Consider the following 21,405-nt stretch of genomic DNA (forward strand, 5'->3'; position numbering starts at 1 on the left):
TAGATAATACTTATAATTAATTAAAAATCAGATGTTAAATAAATTATTATTTAAACATTAACTTTAAGTAATTAATTTTTATTCAATTTTACTTTAAGATTCTTAATCATGTCTTTCGTCATTTCCGAAATTCCGAAATCATAAGTGAGCCCCCAGTCTTTTTTCGCTACGGAATCATCAATGGAAGCCGGCCATGAATCTGCAATTGCCTGTCTGAAATCCGGCTGATAATCGATCGAAAAATCAGGGATTTCTTTCTTGATTTCTTCTGCTAATTCTTTTGGTGTAAATGACATTCCTCCCAAATTATAAGACGAACGAACGGTAAGACTTTCTTTCGGAGCTTCCATTAATTTCAATGTTGCGTTGATTGCATCATCCATATATAACATCGGCATTCCTGTATCTTCGGAAATGAAACTGGTATATTTTCCTTCTTCTATAGCCTCATAAAAGATCTCAACGGCATAGTCTGTTGTACCCCCTCCAGCCGGAGTCTTCCACGAAATAAGTCCCGGATATCTTATACTTCTTATATCTACTCCATGCTTGTCGAAATAATATTCACACCACTTCTCTCCTGCCATTTTGGAGATTCCATAAACTGTTGTAGGATTCAGAACCACATCCTGCCCTACATCATGCTTGGGAATTCCTTTCCCGAATACCGCAATTGAGCTTGGCCAGAAGATCTTTTTAAGAAGGCCTTCCTTTGCCATTTCACAAAAATGAAGCAGAGGCTCAAGATTCAGTTTCCATGCGAAAATTGGCTGTTTTTCTGAAGTTCCTGACAAAAGCGATGCTAAATGATACACTGTTGTGATTTCGTAGTCTTTAACGACTTGCCTTACCAGCTGTGTATTGGTAACATCCATTCTTTCATAATGTCCGGCAGCAGTAATTCCTTTTTGCCATCTGTCCAGTCCCGATGCTACTACATTATCAGCTCCGTGAATTTCAACAAGCCTGTTTGTCAGTTCGGTGCCGATCTGTCCCAGAGCACCCGTAATTAGTATTCTTTCCGTATAGGATTCCATTTTACATATTTTTTTAGAATTCTACAAAAGTAAAAAAATCATACCAACCAAAATAAAAAAGGTATGCATAAACATACCTTTTTCATAATATCTAAAAAGAAGCTGTTAAAAGCTCAGATTAACTCTTGCAAAAAGAAATCTTCCATTCATTCCAAACTGGGATGTATTTCTGGAATAAACGAACTGATTCTGATTGGTAAGGTCTATAGGAGCAGCATTAACGTAAGTCAAATTACCAGAAGCATCCAGGGCAGGCACTTTTACCGCAGTTGGTCCGTAATTTTTATCCGGATAAATATCAAATAAGTTATTAGCTCCAATGGTCAGCCTGAAACTGTCACTGAATTTATATCCTACGGATAAATCTGTAATTACCTTGCCACCCCAAACAGGATGCTCTGTAGCAACAGCCTGTCCATTGATGATTTCGCCATTTACAATACCATCTCCATTAGCATCCATTGTATTCGGGTCGGTAACTTTTCCGAAATACACATTTCTCAAAAGCACATTAAATTTACTAATTTCCAAGGCATTATTCAGAGAAGCTTTAAATCTTGGCACAGCTTCTTCAAGATAAATCCTGCTGGATTCCGAGTAATAACGATTGACCTGTCCTGCTTTAATCAAGGCATCAGAACCATGAATATCTCCTACCCTGTTGGTTTTGGATACTGTCACCGCCAGATCAGAATTTAACGAAAATTTTTCGGAAAACCTCCCTCTGTGAGAAATCACTCCTTCTACTCCTTTTGTCTGGGTATCAATAGCATTAGCAAAAAATGTAGCCGCATTGGCATTGGCCTTATCAAAAAGGGCCTGCAGATTTTTTTCCGGGCTTCCGTCAGCATAGGTTCCGGCCGGTCTTGAGAACTGATCGGTAAGAACCACCCTGTTTTTGATCTTAATATAATAACCGTCAACAGTAAAAGTAAGGTTAGCTTGTGGAATTTTCGCTGTGAAACCTACAGAATAACTCGCTGACTCCTCCTGTTTTAACTGGGGAATACCGAGGAGCCTAGCTGCTTCTGAATCATTTGAAAATGTACCTACCTCAAATGCTACCCCTCCTACAAACTGAGTTGCGGTAGCATTGAAATAAATCTGCTGTAAAGATGGAGCTCTGAATCCTGTAGAATGAGCTGCTCTTAAATTGATCTGATTTGTCAGCTTATACCGGGTTGCTATTTTATAATTGAACGTAGATCCAAAATCAGAATAATTTTCATACCGCAAAGCAGCACTTAACAGCCATTTGTCTGTAATATCCAGTTCTGTATCCACATAAGCCGCTACAGACTGCCTTCCTTTATTCAGAGCGTTTTCAGGTCTAAAACCCGGGAATACCTGTGATCCGCCCGGCCTGGTAGCCCCTAAAAAATCAGTTGGCTTCAAAGAAGCAACAGTTGATGGAGTCTGGATTTTCCCATTGATATCATAAAGCGCCCACGATGCCTCTTCTCCGTTTTCTATCTTATACCGTTCAAACCTCGCTTCTCCTCCGAAAGCTACATTAAAGCCTTTCAGCCAGTCAAATTTTGTATCGAAATCTGCATTGATCGTGTTCTGCATAAAGCTCAATCCACCTGCATCAAATTCTGTTTTACCAGGGTAGGCCATAGATGCGTTGGCCGTATTTTTAATGGTATAGTCAAAAGTATTCTGTCCAAAGGTATTACTGATATCATAGTTGACATTTCCTAGTTTTCCTTTAAATCCGCCCGCAAAAGAAAGATCAATAACATCTGAGGCTATTTCAGGCAAAAAGCCATTAGGATATATTGAAGTGGAAGTTCTGTTTTGGTTGGGTCTTCTGAAAAAGCCTGCTGCATTACCATCTCTGTAAGAAATGCCTCCAAAAGCATATCCTTTCACAGATGATGAAAGATCAAATTCAGAATTCATAAAAAACTGGCCGGATGTCAGTTTCGACTGCCCTACCCGCATATTAAAATCATCCCTTGTTAATTTCCTGTAAGCCAGTTCATTTTCAGTTACATTAACTTTCAACAGGTTCTGCAATTGCGTAATAGTGCTCGCAGATTGAATATCAGCCTGCTGCTGTGCCGTAAAATAACCGACCTGCGGGGCATACTGATGGATATAGTTTATGATTTGCTGTGTATTTGGAGTATTGCTAATATTACCAAAAAGTGAAGAAATATTCACCCCGTTTTCCAACGCTCTCTGTTCAATTGCATTATAGGCATTAAAAATATCTCCACTTGCCGCCATAGCTCTTCTGGTATCGTCTCTGCTTAATAAACTTGCTGTGAAATTGATAAATCCATTGGTCCCGATTTTAGTCCCGTAATTAAGATCTACCTGGTATTTTCCACCATCCCATCCTCCATGATGGTCATTAGATCCTTTTGAATTGAAAGCTCCCGCTGTAATGGCGGCTGTAAAAGCATTGGTGTTTTTCTTCATGATGACGTTGATAACCCCTGCAATAGCATCAGATCCATATTGTGCAGAAGCTCCGTCTCTCAGCACTTCCAGCCTCTCAATAGCAAATGCAGGAATCGCATTGAGATCAGTACCTACCGATCCTCTCCCCGGCGAACCATTGATATTGACCAAAGAAGAAGTATGTCTTCTTTTTCCATTGAGAAGAACCAATACCTGGTCAGGCCCGAGTCCTCTTAACTGGGCAGGATCAACATGGTCCGTTCCATCTGCTACAGTTGTTGAGTTAGATGTAAAAGAAGGTGCTGCGTAATTCAGAATCTGATTAAGGTCCATCTGAGGACTTAAAACTGACTGAGAACCAATATTAATAACATCTACCGGCACCGGAGTGTCAGTAGCAACCCTTGCCTTATTACGTGAACCAATGGTGATCTTTACTTCATCCACCTGGTTGGTCTTTATTGAATCCTTAGTTTGCGCATTGGCATTTGCTGAAATAAAAAACAATACTCCAAGCAAAGCAATTTTCTGGTAATTTTTTCTCATATGGTTCGTTTTATCAAAAATAGCAATTAAATCAATAAAAAACTAAATTTAATTCAATAAAACAATTCATTTAATGAAAATAAATAAAATAATATTAATAAATCAAACAAATTAATCAATATGATTTATTTTTTACAAACAAATAAATAATTTAATGAATAATTTATTTTTCAATGATTTTTACAGATATAAACTCCTGTTAAAGACTTATAATTTCTTCAAAAATTCTCTACTTTTGTTTTCAAACAAAATCATATGAAGAAGTTTTTAATTGCAGCAATATTGTTGGCAGGTAATGTATATTGGGCTCAGTATACCGATTTCAACATCATAAAAGAGGTAAAAGTCAAGAATAAAGGTGTAGTGGTTTCTGCCCACCCTCTTGCAAGCCAGGCAGGAGCGGATATCATGAAGATGGGAGGAAACGCTTATGATGCTATTGTAGCAACACAATATGCTCTTGCTGTAGTTTACCCTCAGGCTGGAAATATCGGTGGTGGCGGCTTTCTGGTCGGTGTGAAAAACAATGGTGAAAAATTCACGCTGGACTACAGGGAAACAGCTCCCAAAAAAGCTTCAAGAGATATGTATGTTGACAAATCCGGAAAAGCCAACACAGACCTGTCCCAAAACGGAAGACTCGCAGTAGGAATCCCCGGAAGTATAGCCGGATTTTTTGCGACTTTAAAATACTGCAAGCTCCCGATGGACAAAATCATCCAGCCAGCTATTGATTTGGCAGAAAAAGGATTTGCTATCACGGAAATGGAAGCCAATATGCTGAATACACACAAAGAAAATTTCTTAAAACATAACAAATCCTCTATTGCTTTTGTAAAAGACACTCCCTGGAAGGCCGGTGATCTTTTAGTTCAGAAAGAACTGGCTGCAACATTGAGATTGATCCAGAAGCTGGGAGCAAAAGGATTCTATGAAGGAAAAACTGCTGAGCTTATGGTTTCGGAAATGAAGAAAGGCAATGGTATTATTACTTTGGAGGATCTTAAAAGCTATAAAACGGCAGAAAGAAAACCTTTGGAATTCGATTATAAAGGAAATCGGGTGGTCACTATGCCTCTTCCGTCCAGTGGTGGCGTACTGCTTGCCCAAATGCTGACGATGGCCGGATACGAAAACCTGGAAAAATATCAGCAAAATTCAACAGAGGCTGTGCAGATCATGACGGAGGCGGAAAGAAGAGCTTTTGCAGACAGGGCAGAATATATGGGCGATCCGGATTTTATTGAGGACAAAACTACCTATCTTACTTCGGATTCGTATTTAAAGAATAGATGGAAAAGCTTCAGCTTCAGTAAAGCGACACCAAGTTCAGAAGTTGGAAAAATCATCAGCCAGCCAAAAGAATCTACCCAGACCACCCATATTTCTGTTATAGATAAAGAAGGAAATGCAGCGTCTGTAACAACTACACTTAATGGATATTACGGAAGTAAAGTTGTGGTTTCCGGAGCAGGATTCTTTTTAAATAATGAAATGGATGACTTCTCAATTAAGCCCGGAGTTCCGAATATGTTCGGAGCCGTAGGCGGAGAGGCCAATTCTATACAGCCTAATAAGAGAATGCTTTCTTCTATGACTCCTACTATCCTGCTTAAAAATGGAAAGCCATATATGGTGGTCGGAACACCAGGCGGAACAACGATTCCTACTTCGGTTTATCAGTCTATCGTTAATGTGGTAGATTTTAAACTGAATGCCAACATCTCTGTGAACGCCCCGAAATTCCATCATCAATGGCTTCCTGAGAAAATTACGGTAGAAAATAATTTCCCTGAAAGTACGATCACAGCTCTCAAAAGTAAAAACTATGTGATTGAAAAAATAAAATATATCGGAAAAACAGAACTGATCCTGATGGACGACAATGGAAACATTCATGCTGTGGCAGACGGCCGCGGGGATGATTCTGTAGCGGTGGAATAAGCAAAATCCGGGGTTCTATTTATACATGCTTCGACTCCGCTCAGCATGACCACGTTGATGTAAACTGTGTCATGCTGAGCGGAGTCGAAGCATTATTTTATACACTACTCTTATTATCCTAAACTTCCAGAATTTCCAGCACCTCCATCTCCCATCTCCTTTCTTCATCATCAGTTTTAACTGACTTTCGTCATGTTTTAAAATAAAAATTCTTAATTTTCCGCTTTCAAAATCTAAAAAAGAATCCTTTGAAGGCTAAAAAATTCTATCAGCAGCTTTATTTTCAAGTTATTATTGCCATAGCAGCAGGTATACTTCTCGGAAGGTTCTATCCCGAGCTGGGCGAAAAAATGAAGCCACTCGGTGATGGATTTATCAAACTGGTAAAAATGATCATCGCTCCGGTGATCTTCATTACCCTTACTTTAGGAATTGCCCATATGACTGACCTCAAAAAAGTCGGACGTATTGCGGTAAAAGCAATGATTTATTTCTTTACATTTTCCACCTTAGCCCTGATTATCGGATTAATTGTAGGAAATATTTTACAGCCGGGACATGGTTTAAATATTGATCCTGCTACTCTGTCAGGCGATGTTTCGCAATATCAGCAAAAGGCTCACGACACGACCCTGACGGGCTTTATCATGAATATTATTCCTGAAACACTTTTCAGTCCGCTGGTAGGTGAAAATATACTCCAGGTTCTTTTGGTGGCTATTCTCATGGGGGTCGCCCTGGTTCTGACTAAAGAAAAAAGCCAGAAAGTAACGGATTTCTTACAGGATCTTTCTACCCCTGTTTTTAAAATTGTGCATATGCTGATGAAGCTGGCTCCAATCGGAGCTTTTGGCGCAATGGCATTTACGATTGGGAAATATGGTCTTCATTCTGTATTGAACCTAATATTTTTAGTAGGAACATTCTATATCACTTCCATTCTTTTCGTTATCATTGTTTTGGGAGCGGTTGCATGGTATAATGGATTCAGTATTTTAAAACTGATGTTTTACCTGAAAGAGGAACTTCTATTGGTTTTAGGAACCAGCTCTTCTGAATCAGCACTTCCGGGAATTATGGAAAAGCTGGAAAAGGCAGGCTGTTCAAGAGCGATCGTGGGGCTTGTGGTTCCTACAGGATATTCTTTTAACCTGGACGGAACAAACATTTATATGACCCTGGCTTCACTGTTTATTGCCCAGGCCCTGAATATTCATCTTCCGCTGGAAAAACAGCTGATGCTGCTTTTGGTAGCCATGCTAAGCTCAAAAGGCGCTGCGGGTGTTACGGGAGCGGGCTTTGTAACATTAGCCGCAACACTGGCTGTTGTTCCTGAAATTCCAATAGCAGGAATGACTCTTATTCTGGGAATTGATAAATTCATGAGCGAATGCAGAGCTTTAACGAATGTGATTGGAAACTCGGTGGCTACGGTAGTTGTAGCCAACTGGGAGAAGCAACTGGATAAAACCCAACTGCAATATTGCCTGGATCATCCGAATGAAATTGAGAAAAAATTAGAAATTTAGAACTTTTAAAACGGACAAAATACCTGATCATTAAAATATTAATTCAATGGAAATAACACTCCAACCTATAGCAACAGTCAAGAATTCCCGGACAGAACCAATAGATGATCACTGGGAAACCATCATTGCCGAGATTGAACTGGCTGACCATATTCCAACAGAAGCTTTCAGCAATATTTCAAAATTCTCACATCTTGAAATCATTTATTATTTTGATAAGGTAAAAAAGGAAGATATTGTTTTTTCAGGACATCCGAGAGGGAATCCAGATTATCCCATGACAGGTATTTTTGGCCAGCGTAAAAAAGACAGGCCTAACACAATAGGACTTTCAACCGTTGAATTACTGGAACATAACGGCAGAACTCTTAAAGTTAAGTTTCTTGACGCTATTGACGGAACACCGATACTGGATATCAAACCTGTATTTAAGGAATTTCAGCCCAAAGCTGCGATCAAACAGCCCGACTGGGTTGCCGATCTGATGAAAAATTACTGGAAATAATTCAGAAACAGTTATATCAAAATATTCAGGCTGGCCGGTAAAACTTTCACATGAACCGGTGATTTTATTTTATTGAATTCACCGTCAAGATGCCAGTTTTTGGTCGTTACTTTAAATGAAATTTCCGAAACGGGCAGATACGTTACATATTCATCATCTTTCAGTCTTTTGGTAAACATTCTGAAGGCAAAAAGAGCTGAGTAGGTCAGCGGGAATTTTTTTACCAGCACCATATCTACCAATCCGTCACTTTTACTTGCGTTGGGAGCGATATAAGCATTGTTTCCGAACTGGCGTGTATTGGCTATATTCAGCATCAGGTATTTTCCATTGTACTGCTGATAGGCTTCATCAAAAAATTTAACTTTGATAGGCTTATAGTTAAAGAATGTTTTCAGGGATACTTTGATATAGTTTTTGAACCCACGGTTGGTTTTTTCGAATTCTTTCACCACTTTCCCGTCAAATCCGGTTCCTGAAACATTAATGGACAGTCTTTCATTAACAGTAAAGGTATCGATCTTTCTGGATGCTCTGGTTTTAATTTTTTCTAAAAGTTCATCCAAGTTTTTGCTGAATTTAGTCTCATTGGAAAATCCATTGCCTGATCCGGCCGGAAAAATCGCCAGAATTTTGTCCGTATTAATAAGATTTCTTGCCACGGTGGAAATAGTTCCGTCCCCTCCTATAGCTACAAAAATATCAATATGATCAAAATTTGTCCTGATAAAATCATCTGTCGCCGGAATAGATTCGGAGATATAATATAAGGGATTGTCAACCTTTTTTTGAAGTTCATCAAGAAACGGCTGATAATTTTTTTTGGCCGAAAAGGGATTAATGATAAAAGCTACTTTTTCCATTACCGCAAAAATAGAAAATGCTTCCAGATCCGGAAGCATTAATTTACTTTATTTTCATTCTTTCTTTGAATTCTGCATTCAGTGTTCCTTTCAGTTCTTCCCAGGATACAGGAATAACAATATCTCCGGCTGCAAAGGCGGTAATTTCATAAGGGCTGTAATGGAAGTAGAGGTTTTTCTGATCAAAGTAGAAATTATCCGTTGCAGGAATGACTTCTACCAGCAGCATGTCTGAATTCTTTACTTCTCCTTTATTATCTGTTGTACCGCTATGTACTTTATTAATATTCTTCATTAATATAGCTTCAAGTTGACCTTTCGGCATTGAAGTAATAGCTTTAAGTTCCAGTTTTTTATTGTTTTTAAGGTCGAAAACTCTTTCTGAAAACCCATAATTATCATGAGCACCACCTTCATAGGAACTCCAAACATATCCAATATGCATATAATCGTTATCAGTTGAAACCAGGTTCATATGGGTATTTGTATACCATTTTTGTGCATAGGAAATATCTGAAAGCCAGTCTTTACTGTCACTTTTTACAGAATTAAAATATTTGTTTTTCTCATTATCCAGAAAAGCCTGCAGTCCTTTTTTAGAGAAATCTTTGATTCCCTTATTTTGAAAATAAATACTGTCCAGCAATTGTTTGTCTTTCAGCGTTGGAAAAACCAGCAGCTTGGAAGTGAAACCTATGGTTAATGAATCTGCAATCTTTGAAGAGTCACTCACTTTCACGGAATCCACTATGAATTTTTCAGTTTGAGAGGTTTCTGTTTTATCAGATAATGTTGTATTTTCTCCTTTTTTACAGGCTGAAAAAGCGAGAAGGGAAGAAACTGCCAGAACAGCAATAGTGTTTTTCATAATTATATATTTCTGGAAGTAATGCAAAAACCATTCAAAAATGAATGGTTTTGCAAAATTATTTTTATTTGATCTAATAATCGGTCTGAGGAAATTCTCTTCTATGATTTTTTGATCAAGCTTATCACCTGGTTCTCACTTTTTGAGGCGGTTCCCCAAATCTGTTTGAATGCAGGATAATATTCTTTTGGATAATCCGGACTGGCAATTTTTGTGGTAGAGATTATTTCAAGCTTATTACCTTTCTGTTCAGCAATATAGCTGTATTCAATTTCTTTATCTTCGGTAACAATCTTTTTACTTTTAGGCATTGCTTCTATAACGTAGCCTTCCGGTATTTCAAGGATTACTTTTTTTACTTTAGTAATTGAAGAGATAAAATCGATCGGATATTTTCTTTCATCAGTCTGGTCAAATTCATTAGAATTTTTGCTCAAAAAAAGCATTGGGTTGATGATCATTTTCTTTCCTATCTTATCGATCAGGTTGTCTGAGGAAAATTTCATTGTACTTTCGAAATCACCGTTTTCCAGAGTCTTGGTTTCAATTCCCGTAAAATCTATTGAGAAGTTTTCTTTATATTGTTTTTTATATTTTTCAGCATTCTCGTCATAGCTTTCCTTGGCAAACATCGCATATGAACCGGTATCCTTGTCGGAATATGTTCCGGAAATACTGCCATCTTCATTGATTTTTGCTTCTGTAGTAAGATAATTGAAACTTGTAGTGGTATTTCCCATCTGCATCAGCAGTGCTTTATCTTTAGCCATGAGTACACCATACTCATTCCAGTCTCTTGGGGGAAGATTATTCATTGATGACTGTTTTGAAGTGGCATCATAGAGATTAAGGCTGTCTTTTATCTTAACCGTTGCAATAACAAAATTCATCCCGACTATGCTGGGAGATGTCAGGTTGATCAAGCCGTTGTCTACAGTGGAAATAACAAGAGGATCTGCTTTCAGTCCTGCTTCTCTAAGCATCATGACAAGCAAAAGGTTTATTTCTGCAGCATTTCCGGTTTTTGTTTCTATCAGTTTCTTTATTCCGTCTTCTGTATAAATTCCTCTGTCTTTGTTCCAGGTGAATGTATTTTTTACATAATTGAAAATGGCATCAGCTTTTTCTGCATCGGAATTGAGGCCTGAAATAATTGAGGATACATTTTCTTTAACGAGTTTCGTTTTTTTCAGCTCTTCACCAAAATCTTCGTCTTTATACAGCTTCTCTTTGATTTCTTCCCAGGAAGAGGAATGCATTTTAAGCTCTCTAAAATTAGTAGAATGAAGCTCTGCACTTACTTTTGTGCGGTAATTCCTGTCATTTTTAACAAACTTTTCAGTTTTGAATCCTTTCAGATTTTCATACCCGAATCTATAGGTTTTAAATGGCATTCCGTACATTGTCTTTTCTTCCACCATCCTGTACTTTGGAGTTAGTGAGCCTGTATAATTCACATTATAAGCTACATGCGAAGGGCTGTCCAGAATATATTCCGTGTACAGAGAAGGTGCATCAGACTCGATTACGATCTGCGGAACTGAATATAAAAACGGAGACAAAACTTCATACTGGTATTCTATAACCGATCCGTTCTTTACATTGGGAAAAGCAAATTTGGTAATGGTTATATATTTACTTTCCTTGCTCTTGTATTTTGAACTCTTATCTACTTTTGTAGCGGTGGCGGCTCCGTTTTCGAGGTTATATACAAAAGCTTTCATTTTATTTAGCAGCTCTTCATTGCCGCCGGTACTTTTGTATAACGGGATTTCAAGATTCAGCCAGTCTTCTGCTTTATCTTTATCATAGATTTTGACTCTGTAAAACACCTTTTTTCTAAGGTTCCCTGTAGAGGTATCAACATCAAAATGTACTGATTTATATAAAATTTCCGCCGGCGCATTTTCATCCAGCGTTGATTTCGCTTTGGAAAGATCAGCATTGTCAAATTTCGGAGGATCAAGAAACTCATGCTTCTGGCCGTTTATATGGATCAAAGTTCCGAAGCAGAACGCTGTTAGTATTATTTTTTTCATGGTTAGATTTTTGTCAGTAAGATTTTGGAATTATCAATATTCAGGGTCTTTTTTCGGAAACTCACGTAATCGTTGTATTTTTCTTTCGGAAATATCCCTTTGTTAATTTTAATGAAGCGTGTGACTTTCAACGATTCGCCATTTTTTACTATGTTCAGTTTATAGGTCCCGAATTCAGAATTGATGGTCATATTTTCCGGGACTTCATCAATTTTATAATTTTTTGGAATGATAAAATCAATCTCATATTCATCCTGGAAAGACTGCCCTATCTCAAATGGAAGCTCTCTGTTTTCATCTGATTTATAGTAATTATTCGTAAAAATAGGCACTGCTCTGAAAATTAAGTTCGTTCCTGTATTTTTAGAGTAATTGTTGGCTTTAAAATCCACATTGAATTTTATCACTGCATTATCCTTATCATTCACAAAGTCTTTCATTTCAACTTTTTCAAAATTCAGAACATCAAATCTTGCTTTCATTGCCTCAATTCTTTCTTTTGGCGATAAATAAGCATAAGGCAAATTATTATCATACTGACTTCCGGTATAAGCAAACTGGATTTCTCCGTTGATGCTGTTGTCTTCTGTAAGATTAATTTTCAATATCTGCTTTTCTCTGTTCTGTTCGGCTGTATAGGTAGGTGTATTGATAAGTTCGATCCCTTTTTTGGTTACAGCAAGAACATTTCTGTCGGTAGTGCTGTAGCTTAAATGGTTAAAAGCAATCTGCTGGGAGGTGTTTTCCAGCCAGATATTTCCTTTTTCCGTAGGCACCATCAGAATCGCATGGTTTCCACCCATGGATGGAAAATCCGGATCGAAAGAAACCTGTGATGAGCCGGAATTGATCACGCAGTAATGAGAAGGAATTCCTGCTTCATTCAATAAGGTTTTCATGTAATTGGTAAGCCCTTTACAGTCTCCATACCCTTTCTTCTGAACTTCGTCCGGAAGCATTGGCAACCATCCCCCGATTCCCAACCCAACAAATATATACCTGGTTTTCGACTGCATATGCTGATAAATCTTTTTCACTTTCTCCTTCGTTGTGCCTTCCAGTTTCAAAGCAGCCACTTCAGCTTTAATGGCCGGAGTAGATGCAGAAACAGGTTCTACCAGGTTAGTATAATACCAGGTTCCAAAATCTGTCCAGCTGCTCAATATTCCCTGCTTGCCTTCCAGATTGAATTTGGCAAGAGCAAAACTTACCTTAGGCAAGATCTTTTCAGGCTGAGGCAGCATTAAGGCATCATCTATTGCCGGAACATTTTTATAGGAATAGGTCTTTTCATTGCCATTATCAGCTACGGACACGGAAGCATAGCTATATTTTGAAGGATAGGTTTTCGTTTTAAGGTCAATCCCGGACTTATTAATGACTTTAAATCCAGCTTCTTCTAAAGATATATTGGGAGAAGAAAACGGTATAAAATCAGGAATAAAAACCGTATTCTCATCGGTAATCTGATACGAAAAATCAATTGTATAGGGATAATAAGCAGAAGTATACGGTAATGCTAGGATCCTGCTATCCGAATAAAATACACCTTGTGTATTGTTGGCAAAGTCACCAAAATCTGATTTTGAAAAGCTCTTTACTTTCTTTCCGGATTCATCATATACGGTAACTTTAACATCAGAAATATTGTCTCCTTTTTGATAGGGAATATAAACCTGCGCTTTAGAATCGCCATCTTTGTTTAAAACTGTGATTACTGTATGATGCTGATACTTTATTTCATCAATTTTATTAATCTGCGCCGTCGTAAAATCCTTCCTGATCACAACATTGGCATTTTTCTTCAGGTTTTCAGGAATGGCAGAAACAGGATAGGTCTGTGCAAAATATAAAGAGGCTGTAGATAAGGCCCCAATAATTATAATTTTCATCATGGTTATTAAAGTTGGGGCAAAAATAATAAAATCTTAATAGATGTTAAATTTTTATTTTAATATAAAGAACAATACTAATAGAAAAGGCTTCATTATCAAAGCCTTTTCATATTATAATTTTAACATTTTATATCTCTAATTGAGGATGTTTTTATCATTTTTTCGTGAAATTCTTTTTTTCAACATTATATTTAAAATTTTTCCACTTTTAAATAAAGACATAAAAAAAGACTCCATTTCTGAAGTCTTCCAATATCTTTTTAATTATTAATCATTGATCGTTGGGAATTCTGTTGCTGTCATATTTATCGCTGCTGAAAGCCAGAACTGGCACGAAAATAAATCCAAAGAAAAACAAAAGAATGGTATAAACCGGGGTTTCCTTACCAAAAGCTTTCGCCAATCTGTCATTGACCACCCATGATGCATAGAGATTAGCAAAAGGAATAAAGAACAAAATGATCCACCAAATTGGTTTCTTTACAATATCCAGCAGTACAATTATATTATAGACCGGTACAAAAGCTGCCCACGCATCTTCCCTGCCAGCTTTCTGAAATATTTTATACATACAGTATCCATAAAATATATAAATAAGCAATCCGAAGATCATAGTGCCCATTCCCAGTCCTGCAGCTACTGCACCCGACATTGCATCGGACCCATCATAAGGGTCTGTTTGTAAAAGAGTTAACATAGTATTATTTTTTATTGGTTTGCACCAAATATAAAAAAAGCTTCTAATAAATAGAAGCTTTTCTTAATATATTTTTAATAACAATTATGCGTCGATCTTAGCATATTTTGCATTTTTCTCGATAAATTCTCTTCTTGGCGGAACCTCATCTCCCATCAACATTGAGAATATGTTGTCAGCCTCTACTGCATTATCAATCGTTACCTGCTTTAAAATTCTGTGCTCAGGGTTAAGAGTTGTTTCCCAAAGCTGCTCAGGGTTCATTTCCCCAAGACCTTTATAACGCTGAACTTCTACACCTTTTCCGTCCGGAGCCATTTCTAAAGTAAATTCTTCACGCTCTTTCTCGTTGTAGGCATATACTTTTTTGTTTCCTTTCTTTAATAAATATAAAGGTGGCTGAGCGATATAAATATATCCGTTCTCAATAAGTTCCTTCATAAATCTGAAGAAGAAGGTAAGAATCAGAGTGGAGATGTGAGAACCGTCAATATCGGCATCGGTCATAATCACTACTTTATGATATCTCAGTTTAGCCATATTTAAGGCTTTGCTGTCTTCTTCTGTACCTACAGAAACTCCAAGAGCGGTATAGATATTCTTAATTTCCTCGTTATCATATACTTTGTGAAGCATAGATTTTTCAACGTTCAGGATTTTACCTCTTAATGGTAAAATAGCCTGGAAATGTCTGTCTCTACCTTGTTTCGCAGTTCCACCTGCGGAATCTCCCTCTACTAAGAATAGTTCAGATTCTGCCGGATCTTTGGATGAACAGTCGGATAATTTTCCCGGAAGTCCTGAGCCTCCCATCGGAGATTTTCTCTGAACCATTTCACGGGCCTTCTTAGCAGCTTGTCTTGCTTTTGCAGCTAAAACCACTTTCTGAACGATAATTTTCGCTTCATTAGGGTTTTCTTCTAAGAAATTAGTAAGCATTTCTCCTACTATTTTATCTACAGCACCTGAAACTTCGGAGTTTCCCAGTTTTGTTTTGGTCTGTCCTTCAAACTGAGGTTCCATTACTTTTACAGAAATTACAGCGGTCAGCCCTTCACGGAAATCATCTCCTGTAATTTCTACTTTTTCTTTTTGTGGGATTCCTAAATCATCAGCATACTTCTTCAACGTTCTTGTCAAAGCACGTCTGAAGCCAGCAAGGTGAGTTCCCCCTTCATGGGTATTGATATTATTTACATAAGAGTGGAGATTTTCGCTGAATGACGTGTTATAACGCATAGCAACTTCTACAGGAATATCATCTCTTTCCGCTTCCATGAAAATCACATTCTCCATGATAGATTCCCTGTTTCCGTCGATAAATTCAACGAATTCCTTTAAACCTCCTTCTGAATGGAAAACTTCCATCGCGAAAGATCCGTCTTCGTTCTCTGCTCTTTCATCAACAAGCGTTATTGTAATTCCTTTGTTAAGAAAAGCCAGTTCACGTAACCTTGTTGCAAGGGTATCATAGTTGTAAACAGTTTCCTGAAAGATCGTAGCATCTGGCTGGAAGAAAACTTCTGTTCCTCTTTCAGTGGTAGTTCCTATTTCAGCAACATCTGCAAGGGCTTTACCCTCTGAATATTTCTGTTGATATAATTTCCCGTTAAGGCTTACTGTAGCCACCAATAAAGTAGAAAGTGCATTCACACACGATACTCCCACTCCGTGAAGACCTCCGGATACTTTGTAAGAATCTTTATCAAATTTTCCACCTGCTCCAATTTTAGTCATGACAACCTCTAAAGCAGATTTTTGTTCTTTTTCGTGAAAATCTACAGGAATTCCTCTACCGTTATCTTTTACAGAGATACTCTCCCCTTTGTGGATGGTTACCAAAATGGTATCGCAATACCCTGCCAAAGCCTCGTCAATAGAGTTATCTACTACTTCATAAACCAAATGATGAAGACCTCTTACTCCTACATCTCCAATGTACATTGATGGTCTTAGTCGAACGTGTTCCATACCCTCTAAGGCCTGGATACTGCTAGCTGTATATTGTTTTTGACTCATATAAAATTAATAAATTTTGCCTAATGCAAAGACCTACAAATATCGTGATTTTTTTCGACTTATGAAAGTTAAAATATGTCAAAAAAGATGAGAGTTTTTATTAAAACCAGGAGTACTGTTTTATCTAAAAAAGCTTAAAGTTATTACCTATTTCTCAAATATCATCTGTATAAAATCATATTATACATCCGTATTTTATGCTTAAATTTATTTACTCAAAAGTTGATTATATGGATGATTTTATTGCAGCCCGCGCGCAGATGGCTCTCTCACTGGGCTTTCATATCATTTTCGCCTGTGTGGGAATGGTAATGCCTTTTCTGATGGCCTTCGCTCACTGGAAATACCTTAAAACCAATAATGAAGTATATAAAGGCCTTACAAAAGCCTGGAGCAAGGGAGTTGCCATTCTTTTTGCAACCGGTGCCGTTTCGGGGACCATGCTTTCTTTTGAGCTTGGCCTTCTGTGGCCGGGATTCATGAAACATGCCGGACCGATTTTCGGAATGCCGTTTTCTCTCGAAGGGACTGCATTTTTTATTGAGGCTATTGCTATAGGATTCTTTCTTTATGGATGGGAAAAATTCAACAAATGGTTCCATTGGTTCTGTGGATTTCTGGTAGGATTAAGCGGACTCGCTTCCGGAATTCTGGTTGTGGCAGCTAATGCCTGGATGAATTCGCCGACAGGTTTTGATTATATCAACGGGCAATATACCAATATAGATCCTATAAAGGCTATGTTCAATGATGCATGGTTTCCTCAGGCTCTTCATATGACAGTTGCTGCATTCTGTGCAACAGGATTTGCCGTTGCAGGGGTTCATGCTTTTTTAATTATGAAGAAAAAGAATGTGGAATTCCATACGAAAGCATTCAGAATTGCTGCAGGATTTGCATTAATTGGGGCATTTGGAGCGCCTTTAAGCGGTGATGTAGCGGCTAAATCCGTTGCGGAAAGACAACCTATTAAACTTGCCGCAATGGAGGCTCACTTTGAAACTGAAAAAGGAGCACCTTTCGTTATTGGCGGAATTCCTGATGAAGAAAAAGGAGAAGTGAAATATGCAGTAAAAATCCCAAAAGTTTTAAGCTTCCTGGTAAGCAATGATTTCAACCATGAAGTAAAAGGATTAAATGATTTCCCGCGTGATGAATGGCCTCCGGTAGCTGTTGTGCATTACGCTTTCCAAATTATGATCTTCTTCGGTGTGGTCATGATTATCATCGGAAGTATTTATCTGTATGCCTTCTTCTTTAAAAAGGAATGGCTGACTAAAAACTGGCTTTTAAAAACATTCCTGTTCGCAACACCTTTCGGATATATCGCTTTGGAGGCAGGATGGACAGTAACAGAGGTCGGAAGACAACCATGGATCATTTATGGAATTATGAAAACAGCAGATGCTGTAACGCCTATGCCGGGAATACAGTATTCATTTTACTTTTTTACGGCTATTTTTGTGTCATTATCCCTGATTATTATCTTTCTTTTAAGAAGACAGATCCAGATGGTACCGAAACTTTATGACCCTACAGACGCTCAGTTTAACGATAAAAACAAAAAATCATGATCTACGTTGTTATAGGATTTCTGTGGCTTTCTATCTGCCTTTATATCATTTTGGGCGGTGCTGATTTCGGCGCCGGGATTGTTGAGCTTTTTACCCATAAAAAAGCACGTCATAAAACAGAGGAGATCATGTACCAATCCATCGCACCCGTTTGGGAAGCCAATCATATGTGGCTGATCATTGCGATCGTTATTCTTTTTGTAGGATTTCCTGAGATTTACACCACCATGTCTACCTATCTTCATATTCCTCTGGTTCTGATGCTTTTGGGAATTATTGCAAGGGGAACAGCTTTTACTTTCAGACACTATGATGCTGTAAAAGATAACTGGCAGATTTTATATACCCAGATCTTTTACTACGCAAGTCTGTTAACTCCATTTTTCTTAGGACTGATTGCAGCGGCTACCGTTTCACATTCCATTAATCCGGATGCGGTTGGATTTCTGGACTTATATATTTTCAGCTGGCTGAACTGGTTCGGTGTTTCCGTAGGTTTGTTTACCGTATCATTATGTGCATATCTGGCCTCTATCTTTTCATTAAGAGAAACCCGTGATAAGGCTGATCTTACATTGATGATCAAAAAATCTAAACAAACTATGGTCTTTGTCGTAATCACAGGTATGCTGGTGTTTTTAACAGCCTATATTTCCGATATTCCTTTAGTGATGTGGGTATTTTCAAAACCATTGGGCGTTATGGCAATTTCCTTTGCTACAGTAGCTTTAGCATTGATTCTCCGTGCCCTGCATCAGCGGAAACTGCTTCCTGTACGTGCATTGGCAGGGTTCCAGATGGTAATGATCTTGGTTGCAGCTACTTACCAGCATAATCCCGATATCATATTGCTCGGAAACGGACAACATCTTTCATTACTTGAACACATGGCTCCTCCAAAAACTATTAATGCTCTGGGTTGGGCATTGATGCTCGGCTCTTTGTTTATTCTTCCGTTTTTATTTTACCTGATGGCTTCATTCAGTAAGCAGAGAAAGTAAGATATGATTCAGTATAAAGACAAAACCGAACTTATAGAAGCTATAAAAGAGAATTATCTGCTTTATGATAAAGAGTTTAATGACATTCCCGAGAACGAAAAAGATCTTCTGAAACCGGGAGTTGATAAAAGTCCTTCACAGAATATATCGTATCAGCTTGGCTGGACCCGTCTTCTGCTGCAATGGGAATCGGATGAAAAAAAAGGAATAACGGTACAGACTCCCGCACCGGGGTATAAGTGGAATAATCTAGGTGGTTTATATGAAACTTTTTATAAAGAATACGGAGCTTTAAGCCTTCATCAGCAAAGAGAGATTCTGAAGAATCAGGTCAATGAGATTGTAGAATGGGTTGAAACCCTTGATTATGAAACATTATTTGTTCCTGAACAGAGAAAGTGGGCTACAACACCCGCAAAATGGCCCGTCTGGAAATGGATTCATATCAATACTGTAGCACCGTTCAAGAATTTCAGGACTCAGCTGCGTAAATGGAAAAAAGAAACCGGTACAGAGTGATTCTGTACCGGTTTATATTTATTTCATATTCTAGATTATATCAGTTTTATCAAAAGCTGATCATCAATCTTATCTACTTTCACAAGATTATTCTTAGTCAAAGTTTTAGAAGCTTTATCCCACTTTTTACCGGATAACTGGCTTCTTTCTTTCACTTCAGCTAGTGTAAACGGTTCTTCCTGAGAATTAAGGATTTCAAGGATCACTTTTTCATCTTCACCTAATTCAATCTGAGGAACTGTTTTTTCCGGTCTCATCTGAGGGAAGAATAATACTTCCTGGATAGATGCGTTGTTCGTTAAGAACATGATTAATCTGTCCATACCGATTCCTAATCCGGAAGTTGGAGGCATACCGTATTCCAGTGCTCTTAAGAAATCTTGGTCAATGAACATCGCTTCATCATCTCCTCTTTCTGATAAGGCCATCTGGGATTCAAAACGCTCTCTTTGATCGATTGGATCATTAAGCTCTGAATAAGCGTTTGCAATTTCTTTTCCACAAACCATTAATTCAAAACGCTCCGTTAAGCCTTCTTTGCTTCTGTGTTTCTTTGTCAAAGGAGACATTTCAATCGGGTAATCCGTGATAAACGTCGGCTGGATGAAGTTTCCTTCACATTTTTCTCCGAAGATCTCATCAATTAATTTTCCTTTCCCCATCGTTTCATTCACATCAATTCCGATAGATTTAGCAAAATCAAACAATTCCTGTTCAGTTTTTCCAGTGATATCGAAACCTGTATATTTTTGGATCGCTTCCGTCATAGAAACTCTTGGATAAGGCGCCTTCCAGTTAATGGTATGCTCTCCGAAAGTAGATTCCGCACTTCCATTCACCTGAACTGCACAGAATTCCAGAAGTTTTTCTGTGAAATCCATCATCCAGTTGTAGTCTTTGTAAGCTACATAGATCTCCATAGCTGTAAATTCAGGATTGTGCGTTCTGTCCATTCCTTCATTTCTGAAGTTTTTAGAGAACTCATAAACCCCGTCGAAACCTCCAACGATAAGTCTTTTCAGATATAATTCGTTGGCAATTCTTAAATATAACGGAATATCTAAAGCATTGTGATGTGTGATAAACGGTTTTGCTGCCGCTCCTCCAGGAATCGACTGCAGGATAGGTGTTTCCACTTCAAAATATCCGGCATCGTTGAAGAAAGTTCTCATTGCATTGAACATTTTTGTTCTCTTTACAAAGATTTCTTTTACCTGTGGGTTAACCGTTAAATCTACGTAACGCTGTCTGTATCTCAATTCAGGATCTGTAAATCCGTCGTGCACTACTCCATTTTCATCAGTTTTAGCTTGAGGAAGCGGACGTAAAGCTTTGGTAAGAAGCGTAAAGTTTTTTACCAAAATTGTCATTTCTCCTACCTGAGTAGTGAATAAAGTTCCTTCAATACCGATAATATCACCGATATCCAACAAATGCTTATACACTTCATTATAAAGCTCTTTATCTTCACCCGGACAGATCTCGTCTCTGTTAAAATAAACCTGGATCTTACCTTTAGAGTCCTGCAATTCAGCAAAAGAAGCCTTCCCCTGAATTCTGCGGGACATCAATCTACCAGCGATCTTCACCTGTTTATTTTCAGAAAAATCCTGTTTTATAGATTCTGTAGTATCTGTTATGGTATACTCCTCCGCAGGGAATGCATTAATTCCCATTTCAGTAAGCTTATTCAGCTTTTCTCTTCTAATGATTTCTTGTTCTGATAATTGCATTTCTTATTTTTCTAAAAGCGTACAAATTTAGGCATTTTTAGTGATTTGTCAATTACGAATTGCGAATTTGCTTGTCAGCAGAGATTATCATTGACTATTAGCAGCTTAAGCGTGAATTGTCAGTAGTAAATACCGCTTCACAGTGAGTTTTTTGGTAGGATTATTATTGACATTTGACTTGCGCAGCAAAATTGACTATTGACTTTAATTGTGAAAAGTGAACT

The 21,405-nt window shown here is 37.9% G+C and carries 15 protein-coding genes; 6 read left to right on the forward strand and 9 right to left on the reverse strand.

Going from position 1 to position 21,405, the window contains the following annotated elements; genetic code table 11:
• Positions 1-71 precede the first annotated feature (71 nt).
• Positions 72-1,037 carry an NAD-dependent epimerase/dehydratase family protein gene (locus tag V6R96_RS19275; RefSeq protein WP_336379895.1) on the reverse strand — a complete coding sequence of 322 codons (966 nt, stop codon included), beginning with the start codon at positions 1,035-1,037 and terminating at the stop codon, positions 72-74.
• A gap of 105 nt (positions 1,038-1,142) precedes the next feature.
• Positions 1,143-3,995 carry a TonB-dependent receptor domain-containing protein gene (locus tag V6R96_RS19280; RefSeq protein ID WP_336379894.1) on the reverse strand — a complete coding sequence of 951 codons (2,853 nt, stop codon included), beginning with the start codon at positions 3,993-3,995 and terminating at the stop codon, positions 1,143-1,145.
• 255 nt (positions 3,996-4,250) lie between these two features.
• Between V6R96_RS19280 and ggt the strand changes: the two genes are divergently transcribed.
• The 3 genes from ggt (at position 4,251) to tsaA (ending at position 7,973) form a co-directional block, all read left to right on the forward strand.
• On the forward strand, positions 4,251-5,939 hold the full coding sequence (gene ggt / locus V6R96_RS19285; protein WP_336379893.1) for a gamma-glutamyltransferase: 1,689 nt from the start codon (positions 4,251-4,253) through the stop codon (positions 5,937-5,939).
• 248 nt (positions 5,940-6,187) lie between these two features.
• On the forward strand, positions 6,188-7,468 hold the full coding sequence (locus V6R96_RS19290; RefSeq protein WP_336379892.1) for a dicarboxylate/amino acid:cation symporter: 1,281 nt from the start codon (positions 6,188-6,190) through the stop codon (positions 7,466-7,468).
• 46 nt (positions 7,469-7,514) lie between these two features.
• Positions 7,515-7,973, forward strand: coding sequence for a tRNA (N6-threonylcarbamoyladenosine(37)-N6)-methyltransferase TrmO (tsaA, locus tag V6R96_RS19295; protein WP_336379891.1), 459 nt, complete (start codon positions 7,515-7,517; stop codon positions 7,971-7,973).
• An 11-nt stretch (positions 7,974-7,984) separates the two neighbouring features.
• Here tsaA and V6R96_RS19300 read toward each other — a convergent pair whose 3' ends face one another.
• From V6R96_RS19300 to gyrB, 6 genes are all read right to left on the reverse strand, one after another.
• Entirely contained in the window at positions 7,985-8,875 is an 891-nt protein-coding gene (locus V6R96_RS19300) for a diacylglycerol/lipid kinase family protein (RefSeq protein ID WP_407934764.1), read from the reverse strand.
• A 4-nt stretch (positions 8,876-8,879) separates the two neighbouring features.
• A complete protein-coding gene (locus V6R96_RS19305; protein WP_336379890.1) occupies positions 8,880-9,704 on the reverse strand; it encodes an RsiV family protein in 825 nt (274 codons plus the stop codon).
• A 101-nt stretch (positions 9,705-9,805) separates the two neighbouring features.
• Positions 9,806-11,743: a transglutaminase-like domain-containing protein gene (locus V6R96_RS19310; protein WP_336379889.1), complete on the reverse strand. Its 1,938-nt coding sequence runs from the start codon at positions 11,741-11,743 to the stop codon at positions 9,806-9,808.
• Between the two features lie 2 nt (positions 11,744-11,745).
• Positions 11,746-13,638 carry a DUF3857 domain-containing protein gene (locus tag V6R96_RS19315; protein ID WP_336379888.1) on the reverse strand — a complete coding sequence of 631 codons (1,893 nt, stop codon included), beginning with the start codon at positions 13,636-13,638 and terminating at the stop codon, positions 11,746-11,748.
• Between the two features lie 271 nt (positions 13,639-13,909).
• Entirely contained in the window at positions 13,910-14,335 is a 426-nt protein-coding gene (locus tag V6R96_RS19320) for a DUF5684 domain-containing protein (RefSeq protein WP_336379887.1), read from the reverse strand.
• 84 nt (positions 14,336-14,419) lie between these two features.
• Positions 14,420-16,354, reverse strand: a complete 1,935-nt coding sequence (gyrB, locus tag V6R96_RS19325) for a DNA topoisomerase (ATP-hydrolyzing) subunit B (RefSeq protein ID WP_111957796.1) — start codon at positions 16,352-16,354, stop codon at positions 14,420-14,422.
• Between the two features lie 230 nt (positions 16,355-16,584).
• Between gyrB and V6R96_RS19330 the strand changes: the two genes are divergently transcribed.
• The 3 genes from V6R96_RS19330 to V6R96_RS19340 are packed head-to-tail and all read left to right on the forward strand — an operon-like array spanning position 16,585 to position 19,448.
• Positions 16,585-17,928 carry a cytochrome ubiquinol oxidase subunit I gene (locus V6R96_RS19330; protein ID WP_111957920.1) on the forward strand — a complete coding sequence of 448 codons (1,344 nt, stop codon included), beginning with the start codon at positions 16,585-16,587 and terminating at the stop codon, positions 17,926-17,928.
• Positions 17,925-18,929 carry a cytochrome d ubiquinol oxidase subunit II gene (locus V6R96_RS19335; protein WP_111957798.1) on the forward strand — a complete coding sequence of 335 codons (1,005 nt, stop codon included), beginning with the start codon at positions 17,925-17,927 and terminating at the stop codon, positions 18,927-18,929. Before V6R96_RS19330 ends, V6R96_RS19335 begins: the two co-directional genes overlap by 4 nt.
• Before the next feature lie 3 nt (positions 18,930-18,932).
• Positions 18,933-19,448, forward strand: a complete 516-nt coding sequence (locus tag V6R96_RS19340; RefSeq protein ID WP_223558747.1) for a ClbS/DfsB family four-helix bundle protein — start codon at positions 18,933-18,935, stop codon at positions 19,446-19,448.
• A 35-nt stretch (positions 19,449-19,483) separates the two neighbouring features.
• Here the strand turns inward: V6R96_RS19340 and lysS are convergent, their stop codons facing one another.
• Positions 19,484-21,181 carry a lysine--tRNA ligase gene (lysS, locus tag V6R96_RS19345; protein ID WP_223558746.1) on the reverse strand — a complete coding sequence of 566 codons (1,698 nt, stop codon included), beginning with the start codon at positions 21,179-21,181 and terminating at the stop codon, positions 19,484-19,486.
• Positions 21,182-21,405: the final 224 nt, after the last annotated feature.

The organism is Chryseobacterium sp. CCNWLW53, from assembly GCF_037083525.1.
Classification (GTDB): domain Bacteria; phylum Bacteroidota; class Bacteroidia; order Flavobacteriales; family Weeksellaceae; genus Chryseobacterium; species Chryseobacterium lathyri.

Excerpts from the sequence above, each read along its gene's own strand:
- tsaA (WP_336379891.1), top strand. The coding sequence starts at position 7,515 with ATGGAAATAACACTCCAACCTATAGCAACAGTCAAGAATTCCCGGACA.
- lysS (WP_223558746.1), bottom strand. The coding sequence starts at position 21,181 with ATGCAATTATCAGAACAAGAAATCATTAGAAGAGAAAAGCTGAATAAG.
- V6R96_RS19310 (WP_336379889.1), bottom strand. The coding sequence starts at position 11,743 with ATGAAAAAAATAATACTAACAGCGTTCTGCTTCGGAACTTTGATCCAT.
- gyrB (WP_111957796.1), bottom strand. The coding sequence starts at position 16,354 with ATGAGTCAAAAACAATATACAGCTAGCAGTATCCAGGCCTTAGAGGGT.
- ggt (WP_336379893.1), top strand. The coding sequence starts at position 4,251 with ATGAAGAAGTTTTTAATTGCAGCAATATTGTTGGCAGGTAATGTATAT.
- V6R96_RS19335 (WP_111957798.1), top strand. The coding sequence starts at position 17,925 with ATGATCTACGTTGTTATAGGATTTCTGTGGCTTTCTATCTGCCTTTAT.
- V6R96_RS19280 (WP_336379894.1), bottom strand. The coding sequence starts at position 3,995 with ATGAGAAAAAATTACCAGAAAATTGCTTTGCTTGGAGTATTGTTTTTT.
- V6R96_RS19275 (WP_336379895.1), bottom strand. The coding sequence starts at position 1,037 with ATGGAATCCTATACGGAAAGAATACTAATTACGGGTGCTCTGGGACAG.
- V6R96_RS19315 (WP_336379888.1), bottom strand. The coding sequence starts at position 13,638 with ATGATGAAAATTATAATTATTGGGGCCTTATCTACAGCCTCTTTATAT.
- V6R96_RS19320 (WP_336379887.1), bottom strand. The coding sequence starts at position 14,335 with ATGTTAACTCTTTTACAAACAGACCCTTATGATGGGTCCGATGCAATG.
- V6R96_RS19340 (WP_223558747.1), top strand. The coding sequence starts at position 18,933 with ATGATTCAGTATAAAGACAAAACCGAACTTATAGAAGCTATAAAAGAG.
- V6R96_RS19300 (WP_407934764.1), bottom strand. The coding sequence starts at position 8,875 with ATGCTTCCGGATCTGGAAGCATTTTCTATTTTTGCGGTAATGGAAAAA.
- V6R96_RS19330 (WP_111957920.1), top strand. The coding sequence starts at position 16,585 with ATGGATGATTTTATTGCAGCCCGCGCGCAGATGGCTCTCTCACTGGGC.
- V6R96_RS19305 (WP_336379890.1), bottom strand. The coding sequence starts at position 9,704 with ATGAAAAACACTATTGCTGTTCTGGCAGTTTCTTCCCTTCTCGCTTTT.